The following is a 15,836-nucleotide window of genomic DNA, read 5'->3' as shown; positions in this document are numbered from 1 at the left end:
GGGCCTACTGGTCGCCCGTTGCCACTGCATGCTCAGGGCGGGTGATCCACTCACTCCATGAGCCTGCATACAGTTTGCCGAGCGGGTAACCGGCCAATGCCAGCGCGAACAGGTTATGACACGCCGTTACCCCTGAACCGCAGTACGCAACCAGATGCTCAGGCGCGCGTCCCTGCAGCTGCTGCTCGAAACGTTGCCGGAGTTGCTCGGGCGGAAGAAACCGGCCGTCGCTGCCAAGGTTCTCGGTGAAGGCGGCGCAGCGTGCGCCAGGGATGTGTCCTGCCACTGGGTCGATGGGTTCCATGTCGCCACGAAAACGTGGCAATGCGCGCGCATCCAGCAGGGTCAGGTCTGAGCTGCCCAGGCGCTGAACCAGGCTTTCGGCATCGATCAGCATGGCCTCATCGGGCTGGCCGCTGAAGTTGCCTTCGCGCCGGGCCGGGGGATCCAGGCTCAATGGCAGGTGCGCGGCGTGCCAGGCGGTCAGGCCGCCGTCCAGGATTGCAACGCCACTGCGTTTGCCCAGCCAGGCCAGCAGCCACCAGCCTCGCGCCGCATAGGCACCGGTACCGTCGTCGTACAGCACCACGTCGCTCTCGTTATCTACGCCCCATTCGCGCAGGCGCGCTACCAGCTTTTCTGGATCAGGCAGCGGGTGTCGCCCTGTCACACCCTTGCTGACCGGGCCGCTGAAGTCTCGCTCAAGGTCGGCAAAGTGCGCCCCTTCGATGTGACCCAAGGCGTAACTGCGCTGACCGTAATCCACATCCTCAAGGGCGAAACGACAGTCGAGAATGACAAGGCCGGGTGAATCCAGCCGCTCGGCCAACTGCTGCGGGGTGATCAACTGCGCAAGTGACATGACAATCTCCTGATCGATGTAATCCCGGGCCCGGGCGCTAGTGCTCAAGCGCCTGAATGAACGGTACGTGAAACTCGCTGCACAAGGCCTGCACGGCATTGCGCGCAGGCTCGGTGACGAACCCCAGCTCAAGGGCCAGCACCTGATAGACGCCCCGCTTGAACGCTTCTTCACCCAGGTGCGTTGCATGCTCCCGGGTCGTGCTGAGAAAGCGCACCCACGAGGTGAGCACGATCCAGGCATTGATGGTCAGCGACTCCTGCTGCGCGGGGTTCATCGCCAGAATACCCGCCTCGACGAAGCCGCGGTAAATGGCCTTGCCCTGACGCATGCAGCGTGCGGAGAAGCGCCGATAACGGGCTGCCAGCTCAGCATCGCTGCCCAGCAGATGCTCCAGGTCCCGGTGCAGGAAACGGTAGTTCCACATGGCAGCCAGCAGCGCCTGCAAGTAGAACCGCTTGTCCTGCACCGCCAGCGGGCGCCCCTGCGGCGGACGCAGAAAACTGTCTACGTGCGTTTCGTACTGGCTGAACAAAACCGCGATGATCGCCTGCTTGTTGGGGAAATGGTAATAGAGATTGCCTGGCGAGATGCCCAGGTGCGCCGCGATATGGTTGGTGCTGACGCTGCGTTCGCCCGACTGATTGAACAGCTCAAGGCTGCTCTGAACGATTCTCTCGCGGGTCTTGATGGGCCGGGCCATGTCCAGCATCCTGTCTACGGAGCAGTGAAAACCGCCATGGTACGAGGTATTGCCAAGGCGATGCACCGTATCAAAGCGCCGTGCCCTCGCACCATTGGCTGGCCCAAAGTATAGTGCCTTGGCCGGCCGCATGACTTGGCCGGGCGCAGTCGCTGCGCTACCATCCGACTCCCCAACGCACTCCAGCCAGGATGACGCGATGAACCGAGTGTTGTACCCGGGTACTTTCGACCCCATTACCAAAGGCCATGGCGATCTGGTCGAGCGCGCCTCGCGGCTGTTCGACACCGTGATCATTGCAGTGGCCGCCAGCCCCAAGAAAAACCCTTTGTTCCCGCTGGAACAACGCGTGGAGCTGGCCCGTGAGGTCACCAGGCACCTGCCCAATGTCGAAGTCATCGGCTTTTCCTCGTTGCTGGCGCATTTTGCCAAGGAGCAAGGTGCCAATGTGTTCCTTCGGGGTTTGCGTGCAGTGTCGGACTTCGAATACGAGTTCCAGCTGGCGAACATGAACCGTCAACTGGCACCCGACGTCGAGAGCCTGTTTCTCACGCCGTCGGAGCGGTACTCGTTCATCTCGTCGACCCTGGTCCGCGAAATAGCCGCACTGGGGGGCGATATCAGCAAATTCGTGCACCCGGCCGTGGCCGATGCGCTGACTGAACGCTTCAAGAAGTAAAGCCGCTGTTCCAGATCGTCGCGCCTGCGTGCACTGCAGGCGCGAATGCGGCACAATTGTGCCCATTGCGTTGAACATGCCCGGGCGCTGAGCCCCGGCCGGAGCCCCCATGTCCCTGATCATCACCGACGATTGCATCAACTGCGACGTCTGCGAACCCGAGTGCCCCAACGAGGCCATCTCCCAAGGCGAAGAGATCTACGTGATCGACCCCAACCTGTGCACCCAGTGCGTGGGTCATTACGACGAGCCGCAGTGCCAGCAGGTCTGCCCGGTCGACTGCATCCCACTGGATGAGGCGCACCCGGAAAGCGAAGAGCAACTGATGGCCAAGTACCTCAAGATCACTGGCAAGGCCTGACGCTGCCGGCCGTCGGCATCCTCGCGCATCGGCCTCTCCATGGCGATCATCCCGAAGCGCGCACGGCCTCAGCGTTGGCAGCGCGGGCAGAACACACTGGCGCGTTGCCCAAGCTTCACATCCCGCAACTCGGTGCCACACACCTTGCAGGGCAAGCCGCCGCGCCCGTAGGCGAACAGTGTCTGCTGGAAGTACCCTGGCTGGCCATCACCGCCGATGAAATCGCGCAGCGTGGTGCCGCCCAGTTCGATGGCGGCCGCCAGCACGCGTTTGATCTCGATGGCCAGCTTCAGGTATCGCGCCCGCGAGATGCCACCGGCCGCTCGGCGCGGATCGATGCCGGCAGCGAACAGTGCTTCGGTCGCATAGATGTTGCCCACCCCAACGACCACGGCGTTGTCCATGATGAAGGGCTTGACCGCCATCGAACGGCCTCGGGACAGCTGGAACAGTCGCTCACCGTCAAACAGGTCGGTCAGCGGTTCGGGGCCGAGCCGCAGCAGCAATTGATGGTTGAGCGGGTCTTGGCTCCAGAGCATGGCGCCAAAGCGGCGCGGGTCGGTATAGCGCAGCATCAGACCGGATTCGAGCTCGATGTCCACGTGCTCATGCTTGCCAGCCGGCAAGCCCGCCTCCACCAGCCGTAGATTGCCCGACATGCCCAAGTGGCTGATCAGGGTGCCCACTTCGGCATTGATCAGCAGGTACTTGGCCCGGCGTTCGACCGTGACGATGCGCTGCCCGGAGAGCCGCACGTCCAGGTCTTCCGGGATCGGCCAGCGCAAGCGGCGGTCACGCACGACCACGCGGCTGACGCGCTGACCTTCGACGTGCGGTGCAATACCGCGCCGGGTGGTCTCTACCTCGGGTAACTCAGGCATGTATCAGTGCCCACCTAGTTCTCGGATGTTCTGTTTGAGGTTGTCGAAGTCATATTCCGACAAGCCTATGTAATCGAGCACCAGCGGCCCCACTACGTTCCATTCCTGATCCACCGACTGGTTGCCCAATACCCGGTAGGAGGCACAGATATGCTCGGCCATCTTGAGCACCGCCAACAGGTTTTTCATCTGGCTCTGGTTGTTGCGGGCGCTGTCATCGCGAAACACCGCCAGCGCGTTGTGGTGGTTGGCGATGGCCCCGGTCAGGTGTTCGGGCAAGCGCCAGGACTTGGCCGTGAAATAGCCGACGACGGCATGATTGGTGTTGAAGGCGCGGTTCTCCGTGTCCACGACGCGGGTCTGCTCGTCGGTTTTTGCATAGGCTTCTTCGAGCACATCCATGTACGTGGGGAAGCGCTTTAGCATCAGCGGAACGCCGCAGTCGTGGAACAAGCCGAGGGTATAGGCTTCGTCGGCAGGCTGAATACCCGTGCGCTTGGCCAGCGTCAGGCAGGTCATCGCCACATCCTGCGCGGTATCCCAGAACCGGTTGAGCGTGACGATGGTTTCATCGCTCATTTCGCCCTTGATCGACTGCGCGTTGATCAAGTTGATGATCGAACGACTACCCAGCAAGTTCACCGCACGCTGGATCGAGCCTATCTTGTTGGACAGGCCAAAGTGCGCCGAGTTGACCAGCTTGAGCAAGGCGCCCGACAACCCAGGGTCCTGTGCGATCAGTTTGGCGATGGTTTCCAGGTCCGGATCAGGCATGTACTGCTCGAACTGCAAATCGACCATGATCTGCGGCTGCGGCGGGATGGTGATGCCTTGCAAGGCTTGCTGGATCTGTTCGGCGGTGAGTTCTTGGGACATGCGTGCACACTCGTATGGGACTGCCAATTCTACCGCGATGCACCCCACAGAACTAACCGCTGGATCAGTGAACTTGAACTTTCACAAGCGCGGATGGGCCTGTTTATCATATTCATCGAGTAAAGGAGCAAGGCCCATGGGTACTGAATTGAACGGCAAGCGCGTGGCCATCCTGGTGACTGATGGCTTCGAACAGGTGGAATTGACAGGCCCGCGTGACGCCCTGCAGCAGGCAGGTGCGCAGGTGCACGTGCTGAGCGAAAAGCAAGGCACGGTGCGCGGCTGGAACCACGACGAGCCCGCGGACGAGTTCAAGGTCGACGGCACCTTCGACAGCGCCAGCGAGCTTTATGATGCCGTGGTCCTGCCAGGCGGCGTACAGAACTCGGACACCATTCGCCTGGTTGAAGGCGCCCAGAAAATCGTCAAAAGCCATGACGCAGCCGGCAAACCGATTGCCGTGATCTGCCACGGCGGCTGGCTGCTGATTTCGAGCGGCTTGACCCAGGGCAAGCGCATGACCAGCTTCAAGACCCTGAAGGATGACCTGCGCAACGCTGGCGCCGAGTGGGTCGACGAAGAAGTGGTGGTTGACGGGAACCTGATCAGCAGCCGGCAGCCCGATGACATCCCTGCCTTCAACAAGGCACTGATCCAGGCCCTGTCGTCCTGACCGCTGGCGCTCAGCAATAAGGCTGGGTAGGGGTTATACTCCCGCTCTTTTTTCCGGAGCGACGTCATGTCCCTGCCCAGTCTTCGCCTTAAAGCCAATGCCGACCGCCGCCTGCGCGCAGGCCACCTGTGGGTCTACAGCAACGAAGTGGACGTTGCCGCCACCCCGCTTCAAGGCTTGCAGGCCGGTCAGCAGGCCGTGCTCGAAGCCGCCAACGGCAAACCACTGGGCATCGTTGCCCTAAGCCCCAATAACCTGATCTGCGCCCGTCTGCTGTCACGCGACGTTAAACTGCCGCTGGACAAATCGCTGCTGGTGCACCGCCTGAACGTGGCCTTGTCCCTGCGCGAGCGCCTGTTCGACAAGCCGTGCTACCGACTTGTCTATGGCGATTCCGATTGGCTGCCGGGGCTGGTCGTCGATCGCTTCTTCGACATTCTGGTGGTGCAACTGGCATCGGCAACCATGGAAGCGCACAAGGATGAGGTCATCGCGGCGCTGGTCCAGGTGCTCAAGCCGAGCGGCATCCTGTTCAAGAACGATTCGGCAGCCCGCGATGCCGAAGGCCTGCAGCGCTATGTGGAAACCGTCTACGGTGAAGTCCCGGATTGGGTACCGCTGGAAGAAAACGGTGTCCGTTTCGAAGCCCCGGTCCGTGAAGGCCAGAAAACCGGCTGGTTCTATGACCACCGCATGAACCGTGCACGCCTGGCCCCCTATGTTCAGGGCAAGCGCGTACTCGACCTGTTCAGCTACATCGGCGGTTGGGGCGTGCAGGCAGGAGCCTTCGGCGCCAGCGAAGTGTTCTGCGTCGATGCCTCGGGCTTTGCCTTGGATGGCGTTGAACGCAACGCCCAGCTCAACGGTATCGGTGACAAGCTGACCTGCATCGAGGGCGACGTCTTCGAAGTCTTGCGCGAACTCAAGGCAGCCGAGGAACGCTTCGACGTGATCATTGCCGACCCGCCCGCCTTCATCAAGCGCAAGAAAGACCTGAAGAACGGCGAGGCTGCCTACCGCAGGCTCAACGAGCAGGCCATGCGCATGCTGAACAAGGACGGCATTCTGGTCAGTGCTTCCTGCTCGATGCACCTACCCGAAGACGACCTGCACAACATCCTGCTGACCAGTGCCCGTCACCTGGACCGCAACATGCAGTTGCTCGAGCGCGGTGGTCAGGGCCCTGACCATCCGGTGCACCCGGCGATTGGTGAAACCCGCTACATCAAGAGCATTACCTGCCGGTTGCTGCCTAACAGTTAACACTATGAACCTCTAAAAAAAAACCGGCGAAAGCCGGTTTTTTTTGGTGGACTGTTTCAAATGTATAATCCTAAGTAACTTTTCCCACAGCCACATCGGAAGTTTCTCAGCATGAACAAGATTGCACATGTTGACCTAACTGCTAGGCTCGAAAGTGTCGCAACCCCGCGACAAACAGGAGAAAACAACAATGAATGAACCTCAATTGGAATTTAAATAACTGAAAATCTCAATCACGTTGTAGTGCCAAAATAATGCGAGAGACCATGGCACAGCCTATGATCCGAGATTGCTAAAAGTGGCGAATAATCGCTTAATACTGGCTGGATCAGAAACAGTCATCGCCATAAGGAAGGCGGGAATATTAGACATCCCTAAATACAGAGATGCATTAGAAAAAGCAGGCCTTACACATGGGTGAAACTGAAAAAAACGCCATTCAACATTCACCCATAGCGTTAACAGGTTTTTTGTTACTGATCACTATGCTAGGGGTCTTTCCGATTGATGTCATCTTACCTTCGTTCCAACCGATAGCTAAACATCTAGATACGGGTCCTAACAATATCGCGCTATCAGTGGGTTATTTTGTACTGGCCATGGCCTTCTCGCAACTGGTCATCGGCCCACTGTCAGATAAACTTGGAAGGAAACGACTTCTAATTTGGGGACTGTGGGTGGCATCGATCGGTGCTTTAGGATGCCTACTGACCGAACGATACGCGCTGTTCGTCGCCTTCAGAGTAATCCAGGCTTTAGGGTGCGGCTGCTTTGTTCTCACACAACCGCTTGTACAAGATTTTTTTGATAATACGCGGAGAAACGCTGCCAGGATCGTCCAAATTACCGCAAGCGGATTGTTTATCTCCGTGTCACCGTTGATTGGCAGTTGGCTGCAAAGTCATTTTAGCTGGCAAAGCAGCTTTGTAGTATTTATCGCCTTGACGGGAATGACGTTATTTGCCGCCCAATCGCTACTTGAAAAAGACAGTACTGAATCGTCACACAGCCCCTCTATCGTGCAATCTTACGCCAAACTGATGCTGGATAAACTGTTTATTCGCTACTCCATTCTCGCCGCACTGGGCTTCGCCTGCCACTTCTCCTTCATTGTGGCCTCACCGTTATTGTTTATAAAAATCCTGCATTTCACGCCTTATCAGTTCTCAGTGGCATTCATATTTTATGGCATGGCTTATGTTATAGGGGGTGTGGCCGCAACGCTCATCAACCGTCGTGCAAGTTCGTTAGCACAGCTCTTTTTAGGTGTAGGCCTAATTGCTGTAGCTGGCGCCTTCATCTTCGTATGGCATTGGATCAAACAACCATCAGCCCCGTCCCTGCTGCTTCCGATGGTGCTCAGCACAGCCGGCACATGCCTGTGTCGCTGCGCCGCGACTACCTGCGCTTTGGAGTGCCGACCGAACGAAGCGGGCGCATCCTCCGCCTTACTGAGCGCGCTGGTTTTCGCCGTAGGCGCAATCGCCAGCGGCTTCGTAAGTCTCTTGCACGAAAACTTGCCTGTCGGGCTGGGTGCTGTTTTTCTACTTGTCGCTCTCACTTCTCTGTGCCTGATAGGCATGATCCGTAGATTAAGCGATGGAAGCGGGGCTCAGACCTCTTCATGAGCACGCTTAAAGGTAGCGCCTGGAAACTTTATTCCAAATGACAAGTAAGCGTGTTTTGCTTCAAGGCCCACGGCTACGCTTTAAATGGCGTGCCGCTCAACGCAACGCTGAACAGCGTTGGCGGTAAGCTGAGCGGCATCAAGCACGACCTAGTCGGTTGCCTTGTTCAAAGCCCAAGCACCTGGGTCGCGATCCCGAAGTACACCAATACGCCTGCTGCGTCGGCAATCGAGGTGATCAGCGGCCCGCTGGCCGTGGCAGGGTCCAGCTTGAGCCGGCTCAGCAGAAACGGCAGGCTCATGCCGATCAGGCTGCCGACCAGCACGATCACCACCATGCTGCTGGCCACGATCAAGGCGATCTGCGGGCCGCCCCGCAGCAGCCCAAGCGATGCCACGGCCACCGCCATGGTGCAGCCCAGCAGCAGCGCGACGCCAAATTCACGGCCCAGCATTCTTCCCCAGTCGCTCAGCGTGACCTCGCCTGTGGCCAGACCTCTGACCATGAGAGTAGCCGACTGCGAGCCGGCATTGCCGCCGCTGTCCACCAGCAGTGGCAGAAAGAATACCAGCGCGATGTGCGCGGCAATCGTTTCTTCGAAGGCCGCGATGCCGGCCCCTGAGAACAGGTTGCCGAACACCAGCAGCACCAGCCACAGCACACGCTTGCGGTACAGCAACCCGAGGGTCGCATGCCGCAGGTCACCGATGGTGTTGGTGAGGGAGGCGCCTTTGTGAAAGCTTTCGGTGGTTTGCCGCCGTTGCGTATCGAGCGCAGCGTCTACGGCACAAACAGCGGTGTTTTTATCGATAGGGTTTTGCATGAAGTTCTCCAGGCGCCGACCAGGCGCCTGCAGGCTTCAGCCTCGCAGACTCAAGCCCTAGGCAGCCCTGGCGGCGGCGCGCTCAGTGCCAGATTGCAGTTCATGGTGAACCGGTAACTGGGAAGGTCCATTGAGGGTCATCTCGTCAAGCCGCACATGCGGCGGCCGAATGATAATGGCAAGTCAGGTGCAGGTCAGCCTCACACGGATCGTTTCAGACGGTTCCTACAACTTCGGGTTTTGCCCAAAAACGCCACCTGGGCACATCGTCATGCCTTCCCGGCGCCAGCGGTGTAGAATCGGGCTATTCATCGCCAGTCATCCCCCGGCGGGTTTATGAGCTCCGGCCAAGCACGCGGCGATCCCGCGCGGTCTTCGGCCCCATCCGTGCCAGTGGCAACCGGCCTGCGGTACAGAGGACAAGAGAAGCTCACTCCCCTTTCTGTGACCTGATTAAGCCGCCAGGAGTGTTTCATGCCTGATTATCGTTCCAAGACTTCCACCCACGGCCGCAACATGGCAGGTGCACGCGCCCTGTGGCGTGCCACCGGCATGAAGGACGAAGACTTCAAGAAGCCGATCATCGCCATCGCCAACTCCTTCACCCAGTTCGTGCCGGGCCATGTGCACCTCAAGGACCTGGGCCAGCTGGTCGCTCGCGAGATCGAGCGCGCCGGTGGCGTGGCCAAGGAATTCAACACCATCGCGGTCGATGACGGCATCGCCATGGGCCACGACGGCATGCTGTACTCGCTGCCCAGCCGTGAAATCATCGCCGACGCGGTGGAGTACATGGTCAACGCGCATTGTGCCGATGCCATCGTCTGCATCTCCAACTGCGACAAGATCACCCCCGGCATGCTGATGGCCGCCTTGCGCCTGAACATTCCGGTGATCTTCGTCTCCGGCGGCCCGATGGAAGCTGGCAAGACCAAGCTGGCCAGCCATGGCCTGGACCTGGTCGATGCCATGGTCATCGCCGCCGACAGCACGGCCTCCGACGAAAAGGTCGCCGAATACGAGCGTAGCGCCTGTCCTACCTGCGGCTCGTGCTCGGGCATGTTCACCGCCAACTCGATGAACTGCCTGACCGAGGCGTTGGGCCTGGCCCTGCCGGGCAACGGCTCCACCCTGGCTACCCATTCGGACCGCGAGCAGTTGTTCCTGACCGCCGGCCGCACCATCGTCGAGCTGTGCAAACGTTACTACGGCGAGAACGACGCATCGGTCCTGCCGCGCAGCATCGCCAACTTCAAGGCGTTCGAGAACGCCATGATGCTGGACATCGCCATGGGTGGCTCGACCAATACCATCTTGCACCTGCTGGCGGCGGCGCAGGAAGGCGAAGTGGCGTTCGACCTGCGCGACATCGATCGCCTGTCGCGCAAGGTGCCGCAACTGTGCAAGGTGGCGCCCAACATCCAGAAGTACCACATGGAGGACGTGCACCGCGCTGGCGGTATCTTCAGCATCCTGGGTTCGCTGGCCCGTGGCGGCCTGCTGCACACCGACCTGCCTACCGTGCACAGCCGCAGCATGGAAGAAGCCATCGCCAAGTGGGACATCACCCAGACCGACGACGAAGCAGTCCACACCTTCTTCAAGGCGGGCCCGGCCGGCATCCCGACCCAGACCGCGTTCAGCCAGTCGACGCGTTGGGAAACCCTGGATGACGACCGCGAGAACGGCTGCATCCGCAGCTTCGAGCACGCGTATTCACAAGAGGGTGGCCTGGCCGTGCTGTACGGCAACATCGCCCTGGACGGCTGCGTGGTGAAAACCGCCGGTGTCGACGAATCGATCCACGTGTTCGAAGGCACGGCCAAGATCTTCGAAAGCCAGGATAGCGCCGTGCGTGGCATCCTCGCCGACGAAGTAAAAGCCGGCGACATCGTGATCATCCGCTACGAAGGCCCGAAAGGTGGCCCGGGCATGCAGGAAATGCTCTATCCCACGTCGTACCTCAAGTCCAAGGGCCTGGGCAAAGCGTGCGCCCTGCTCACCGACGGCCGCTTCTCGGGAGGCACCTCGGGCCTGTCCATTGGCCATGCCTCACCGGAAGCCGCCGCAGGCGGCGCCATCGGCCTGGTACGCGACGGCGACAAGGTCCTGATCGATATACCCAACCGCTCGATCAACCTGCTGGTCAGCGATGACGAGCTGGCCGAGCGCCGCGCCGAGCAGGACAAGAAGGGCTGGAAACCGGCTGAAGTACGCCCGCGCAAGGTGACGACAGCCTTGAAGGCCTACGCCCTGCTGGCGACCAGTGCCGACAAAGGTGCCGTGCGCAACAAGGCGATGCTCGAAGGGCTGTGATACTCGTCCAGCTGGACAAGAACCGGCGCCTTGAGCGCCGGTTTTTTATTGCCGAAACGGTGACTTGGCTCATACATCATCTTTGACATCGACTGGTCAGCGATCGTGTCCAGGGACGTTGGCGTTTAACCAAAAGCAGGGGTCGCCGGCAGTGGCGGTTTTGAATGCAAGATCGCGTAAGAATGTCCTGAAAGGAACGATAGAAATCAGTCCGACACCCTGTGGTCGCGAACCTCTGCAACGGCCTACACCCCCCAGAAGACGCAGGGTCTAGCGGAATTGACGAATTTCCCTTATTCCCTTTTCAAATATGTAAAGTCCATTTGGATATATAGAACGCCATTTTTTGACTGTTAGCCTTTTCATTTGAAATCGTATTGCACGGCGTTGAGTCCGCCGCCTTTTCCGGAGTTTCAATGAATCTGCCACTGCTGTTTAACCTGCTGGCGTTCCTGGCATTGTTGTTTGGGCTGGCCCAGACTCGTCATACCAATTGGAGCCTGCCCAAGAAAGTGCTCCTGGGCTTAGCCCTGGGGGTGGCCTTCGGCTTGGTCCTTCGCAGGATTTATGGCACGGAAAGCTCCGTGCTCAAGGCCACCAGCCCGTGGCTGAATCTGGTGGGCGACGGGTACGTCGAACTGTTGCAGATGATCACCCTGCCGCTGATATTCGTCTCAATCCTTCACGCCATTGCGCGTCTGCGCACTGCCCGCTCCCTGCCGCTTATCAGCGTCCTGAGCATCGGCACGCTGCTACTGACCACCGCCATCGCTGCCCTGATCGGTATCCTGCTGACCAACTTCGTCAGCTTTGCTATCGAAGCGTGGACGCCAAGCGCTCAGTTATTCGACCCGTTCCAATTCAACGACAAAAGCCAAGCATTCGAGAGCCCCGATCTGAACATCCCAGACACGCTGCTCTCGCTCATCCCCAGCAACCCGGTAGGCGAGCTGCCGGAGGCCAAGTCGTCCTCGATCATTGGCATGATCATCTTTGCCGTCTTTGTTGGCCTGGCCGCCCTACGGTTGGGCAATGAAGATGCAAAAAAGGGACGGCGTGCACTGTGGGCCATCGACACGCTGCAAGGCTGGTTGATACGCCTGGTGGCCGTGATCATTAACCTGGCGCCTTACGGCGTGCTGGCGCTGATGACAAAAGCAGTCGTCAACGCCAACCTGCAAGATCTCATTGGGCTGGGCAGCTATGTGTTCGTGACCTGTCTGGGCCTGATGCTGATGTTCCTGATACACGCCATAATACTGGCGGCAGTCGGCGTTAGCCCTCTGCATTTCTTCCGTAACGTGTGGCCGGTGCTGACTCTCGCTTTCAGCAGCAGTTCGAGTATGGCCAGTATCCCGCTGAACATCGACGTACAAACGCGCCACCTCAGAGTGCCGCACTCGATCGCCAGCTTGAGCGCATCATTCGGAGCCACCCTCGGTCAAAGCGGCTGCTCCGGGCTCTATCCTGCCATTTTGGCGGTACTGGTCGCGCCCTCTATCGGCATCGACACCTTGGATCCGCAGTGGATCGCCGCATTTATAGGTGTCGTCACGCTCACTTCGCTCACAGTTGGCGGCGGCGCACTGATGCCGATAGTCGTGTTGACGGTCATGGGCATGCCGGCGGTATTGGTGGTATTGCTGATTCCGGTAGAGCCACTGCTCGCCATGGGCCGTACGGCGTTGAGCGTGAACGGATCAATGACGGCAGGCGTAGTGACCAGCCAATTGCTCAAGGACACCGACAAGCCAATGCCGGCTGGTGATGAATCAGCAACACTGAGCCATACTTGAGTTCACGTGATGCCACGGCAGGGCGATCCTGGGCCCGAGCGCAAAGGCGTTCAGGCCCTTTCCTACATCTGGAAGTCATACACCTAGACATCTTCTTCGGCATGGGCTTGGCTAAAAGTATGCGTCCACTATTTGTGATCGACATTCAGGATGCCAGGCATTTCACTGCGCCAGCACTCGATCCGCATTCCATAAAAGCTTTTAACGGTGTTCACCGCCTGGCTCACGAGGAAACCGTTGCACGCATCACTGAATCTGTTCAGGCGTCACGATCACCCAGTTCTTGTCTGCCGTCACCGGCAACCCTTCCTTGGCCTGGGCAGCTGCCTGGCTGGCGATCATCCCCTCAAGCTGCTCCATGTACTTGGGCTTGCGGTTTATCCACAGGTGGATACCGCCCTTGCCGACATCCACGCCATGAAACTGCATGTAGCCATCGCTGGTCGGGGTATCGCCGCCCACCAGCACGGGCTTCTTCCATTCATCAATGTAGGTCAGGATCGCCGCTTGCTTGCCCGCCATCCACGTGGCTGGTGTCCACAGGTAAGGGGTCAGTTCAAGCCCTTCGTTAGCCTTGGCATCGTAGTGCCCAGCGCTGATCTGCTTGCGTGCCGTTGTCAATTGTCCCGTGGCGCGATCCTTGAGCAACAGGCTGACTCCAATCACGTTCTGCGGTTTCACGTTGTAGCCGTACTTGGGGTCGGAGGCGACCATGCGCACCAGCTCTTCGGAAGCGGCTGATACCACGTAGACCTCGATGCCGTTCTCCATCAACTTGTTGTACAGCTCGGCCTGGCCCTTGAAGACCTTGGGCGGCTGCACTTCGATGGCCTTGACCTGACCCCCTTCGTAATAGGTGCTGGGCACAGGCTTGCCAGACGCCATGAGTTCATCCACCTGTACTTTCAGTTCCTTGAGGGTGAAGCCGGAAAACACTTGCGCCACCCAGGGGTAGCAGACCATGTCGTCGATCTCGCACAGTCGGTAGTAGTAGCTGAACAGGCTCTCCTTGTGCTCGGCGCTGTCCTTGAAGGGTATGAGTTTCAGCGAAGGGTCCAGCTTGTCGCGGCTCAGCAGCCCTTTGTTCTCCATGAAGGGCAGCAAGGCCTCTTCCAGGTCATAGCGATAGCTGGTGTTGTCCATGTCGAACACCGCGTAGTTACCTTTGTGGGCATTGGCGGTGATCATGCGGTCGAGCTGTTTGGCGGCTTCAGCTGGCCAATGATCAAGCTCGGTAGCGAAGGTTTTCAGGCTCAACAGCAGGGATAGGCCAATGGCAGCGGTTTTGAGCGCAACGTTCATGTACGAATCTCCTGAGACGACTGACAGACGCTAGTCGAGTGAGACCCGTCGGTCACGCTCGATTGCGACCTTTATGCCCCCGTAAACGCCGTGTTCATTGCAATCCGCGACGTCTCGATATTCCATTTACGACTATACAAATTCCATTTGGGTATAAATTCCTTTGTTTTCAGGCTGTTAGCATTTCCACTCGCAATCGCACATAGAGGCGGCGACTCATCCTCTCGTTTCCGGAGCTTTAATGAACCTGCCACTGCTGCTTAACCTGCTGGCGTTCCTGGCCTTGTTGCTGGGGCTGGCGCAGACCCGTCATACCGATTGGAGCCTGGCCAAGAAAGTGCTGCTGGGCCTGGCACTGGGCGTGGGCTTCGGCCTGGTACTGCACACGATCTATGGCGCAGGGCACCCCGTGCTCAAGACCACCATCACCTGGCTGGACCTGGTCGGCAACGGCTACGTAGGCCTGTTGCAGATGATCGTCATGCCGCTGATTTTCGCCTCCATCCTCAGTGCTGTGGCGCGTCTTCACAATGCTTCTTCCCTGGGGCGTATCAGCGTCCTGAGCATCGGCACGCTGCTGCTGACCACGGCGATCGCTGCCCTGATCGGCATCCTGCTGACCAACCTCTTTGGCCTCAGTGCCGAAGGCTTGGTGGCAGGCGCCCAGGAGAGCGCACGCATGCAGGTGATCCACAGCGACTATGCAGGCAAGGTCGCCGACCTCAACATCCCGCAACTGCTGCTCTCGTTCATCCCCAGCAACCCGGTCGGCGACCTCGCGCGGGCCAAGCCGACATCGATCATCAGCGTGGTCATCTTTGCCGTTTTCGTCGGCCTGGCCGCCTTGCAGTTGATCAGGGACGACGCCGAGAAGGGTCAGCGTGCACTGTCGGCCATCGATACCTTGCAAGCCTGGGTAATGCGTCTGGTGCGCGTGGTCATGAAACTCACCCCTTACGGCGTGCTGGCGTTGATGACCAAGGTGGTGGCCAGCTCGAACATGGAAGACATCCTCAAGCTGGGCAGCTTCGTGGTCGTGTCCTACCTGGGCCTGGCGCTGATGTTCGTGGTTCACGCCCTCATCCTGGCGGCAATCGGGGTCAGCCCGCTGCGCTTCTTCCGCAAGGTGTGGCCGGTGCTGACCTTCGCCTTCACCAGCCGTTCGAGCGCTGCCAGTATCCCGCTGAACATCGAGGCCCAGACGCGCCGGCTGGGCGTGCCGCAGTCGATCGCCAGCTTCAGCGCCTCGTTCGGGACCACCATCGGCCAGAATGGCTGTGCCGGGCTCTATCCTGCCATGCTGGCAGTGATGGTCGCGCCAGCGGTTGGCATCGATACCTTCGACCCGCTGTGGATCGCCACCTTGGTGGCCATCGTCACGCTCAGTTCAGCCGGGGTGGCCGGGGTTGGCGGCGGCGCCACCTTCGCCGCGCTGATCGTGCTGCCGGCCATGGGCTTGCCGGTGGAGCTGGTGGCACTGCTGATTTCGGTAGAGCCGTTGATCGACATGGGCCGTACGGCGTTGAACGTGAACGGTTCGATGACGGCAGGCGTGGTAACCAGCCAGCTGCTCAAGGAAACCGACAAGCAGGTACTGGCCGATGATGAACACGCAGAATTGAGCCATACCTGAGTGCAGATGGGGCCGCACAGCGCGGCTCCCTTCCTGGCGC

General features: G+C 59.4%; 14 protein-coding genes. 8 read left to right on the top strand and 6 right to left on the bottom strand.

What is annotated here, in order from left to right:
* Nucleotides 1–4: 4 nt before the first annotated feature.
* Nucleotides 5–862, bottom strand: a complete 858-nt coding sequence (locus PFU01S_RS01500) for a sulfurtransferase (RefSeq protein ID WP_028686699.1) — start codon at nucleotides 860–862, stop codon at nucleotides 5–7.
* Nucleotides 863–899: 37 nt separating this feature from the next.
* Nucleotides 900–1,565 carry a TetR/AcrR family transcriptional regulator gene (locus PFU01S_RS01495; protein ID WP_027913481.1) on the bottom strand — a complete coding sequence of 222 codons (666 nt, stop codon included), beginning with the start codon at nucleotides 1,563–1,565 and terminating at the stop codon, nucleotides 900–902.
* A gap of 199 nt (nucleotides 1,566–1,764) precedes the next feature.
* Here PFU01S_RS01495 and coaD point away from each other — a divergent pair, with 199 nt between their 5' ends.
* Together coaD and PFU01S_RS01485 are read left to right on the top strand one after the other, a co-directional pair.
* Nucleotides 1,765–2,244: a pantetheine-phosphate adenylyltransferase gene (gene coaD, locus PFU01S_RS01490; protein ID WP_023532462.1), complete on the top strand. Its 480-nt coding sequence runs from the start codon at nucleotides 1,765–1,767 to the stop codon at nucleotides 2,242–2,244.
* Between the two features lie 109 nt (nucleotides 2,245–2,353).
* A complete protein-coding gene (locus tag PFU01S_RS01485) occupies nucleotides 2,354–2,605 on the top strand; it encodes a YfhL family 4Fe-4S dicluster ferredoxin (RefSeq protein WP_023532594.1) in 252 nt (83 codons plus the stop codon).
* A gap of 68 nt (nucleotides 2,606–2,673) precedes the next feature.
* Here the strand turns inward: PFU01S_RS01485 and mutM are convergent, their stop codons facing one another.
* Nucleotides 2,674–3,486: a bifunctional DNA-formamidopyrimidine glycosylase/DNA-(apurinic or apyrimidinic site) lyase gene (mutM, locus tag PFU01S_RS01480; RefSeq protein WP_028686700.1), complete on the bottom strand. Its 813-nt coding sequence runs from the start codon at nucleotides 3,484–3,486 to the stop codon at nucleotides 2,674–2,676.
* A 3-nt stretch (nucleotides 3,487–3,489) separates the two neighbouring features.
* A complete protein-coding gene (locus PFU01S_RS01475) occupies nucleotides 3,490–4,308 on the bottom strand; it encodes an HDOD domain-containing protein (protein ID WP_173645904.1) in 819 nt (272 codons plus the stop codon).
* 190 nt (nucleotides 4,309–4,498) lie between these two features.
* Here PFU01S_RS01475 and PFU01S_RS01470 point away from each other — a divergent pair, with 190 nt between their 5' ends.
* The 3 genes from PFU01S_RS01470 to PFU01S_RS01460 all read left to right on the top strand — a co-directional run bounded on the left by PFU01S_RS01470 (nucleotide 4,499) and on the right by PFU01S_RS01460 (nucleotide 7,926).
* Nucleotides 4,499–5,035 (top strand): type 1 glutamine amidotransferase domain-containing protein, encoded by a 537-nt coding sequence (locus tag PFU01S_RS01470; RefSeq protein WP_027913479.1) that lies wholly within the window; start codon nucleotides 4,499–4,501, stop codon nucleotides 5,033–5,035.
* 66 nt (nucleotides 5,036–5,101) lie between these two features.
* Entirely contained in the window at nucleotides 5,102–6,298 is a 1,197-nt protein-coding gene (locus PFU01S_RS01465; protein WP_028686701.1) for a class I SAM-dependent rRNA methyltransferase, read from the top strand.
* Between the two features lie 413 nt (nucleotides 6,299–6,711).
* The gene (locus PFU01S_RS01460; protein WP_042138978.1) at nucleotides 6,712–7,926 is read left to right on the top strand and encodes an MFS transporter; all 1,215 of its coding nucleotides are present in this window, start codon (nucleotides 6,712–6,714) and stop codon (nucleotides 7,924–7,926) included.
* Between the two features lie 166 nt (nucleotides 7,927–8,092).
* Here the strand turns inward: PFU01S_RS01460 and PFU01S_RS01455 are convergent, their stop codons facing one another.
* Complete coding sequence (locus tag PFU01S_RS01455) at nucleotides 8,093–8,749, bottom strand: magnesium transporter (RefSeq protein WP_081728175.1); 657 nt, start codon at nucleotides 8,747–8,749, stop codon at nucleotides 8,093–8,095.
* 474 nt (nucleotides 8,750–9,223) lie between these two features.
* Here PFU01S_RS01455 and ilvD point away from each other — a divergent pair, with 474 nt between their 5' ends.
* Together ilvD and PFU01S_RS01445 are read left to right on the top strand one after the other, a co-directional pair.
* Nucleotides 9,224–11,065, top strand: coding sequence for a dihydroxy-acid dehydratase (gene ilvD / locus PFU01S_RS01450; protein ID WP_027913475.1), 1,842 nt, complete (start codon nucleotides 9,224–9,226; stop codon nucleotides 11,063–11,065).
* Nucleotides 11,066–11,481: 416 nt separating this feature from the next.
* The gene (locus PFU01S_RS01445) at nucleotides 11,482–12,861 is read left to right on the top strand and encodes a cation:dicarboxylate symporter family transporter (protein ID WP_028686702.1); all 1,380 of its coding nucleotides are present in this window, start codon (nucleotides 11,482–11,484) and stop codon (nucleotides 12,859–12,861) included.
* 246 nt (nucleotides 12,862–13,107) lie between these two features.
* On the opposite strand, the gene PFU01S_RS01440 is transcribed toward PFU01S_RS01445, so the two are convergent.
* A complete protein-coding gene (locus PFU01S_RS01440) occupies nucleotides 13,108–14,163 on the bottom strand; it encodes an HAD family hydrolase (RefSeq protein WP_028686703.1) in 1,056 nt (351 codons plus the stop codon).
* A gap of 241 nt (nucleotides 14,164–14,404) precedes the next feature.
* Here PFU01S_RS01440 and PFU01S_RS01435 point away from each other — a divergent pair, with 241 nt between their 5' ends.
* Nucleotides 14,405–15,796, top strand: a complete 1,392-nt coding sequence (locus PFU01S_RS01435; protein ID WP_023532302.1) for an L-cystine transporter — start codon at nucleotides 14,405–14,407, stop codon at nucleotides 15,794–15,796.
* Nucleotides 15,797–15,836: the final 40 nt, after the last annotated feature.

Source organism: Pseudomonas fulva NBRC 16637 = DSM 17717 (assembly GCF_000730565.1).
Classification (GTDB): domain Bacteria; phylum Pseudomonadota; class Gammaproteobacteria; order Pseudomonadales; family Pseudomonadaceae; genus Aquipseudomonas; species Aquipseudomonas fulva.
Note: the sequence above shows the minus strand (reverse complement) of the source record. Positions and strands in the feature narration are given on the sequence as shown.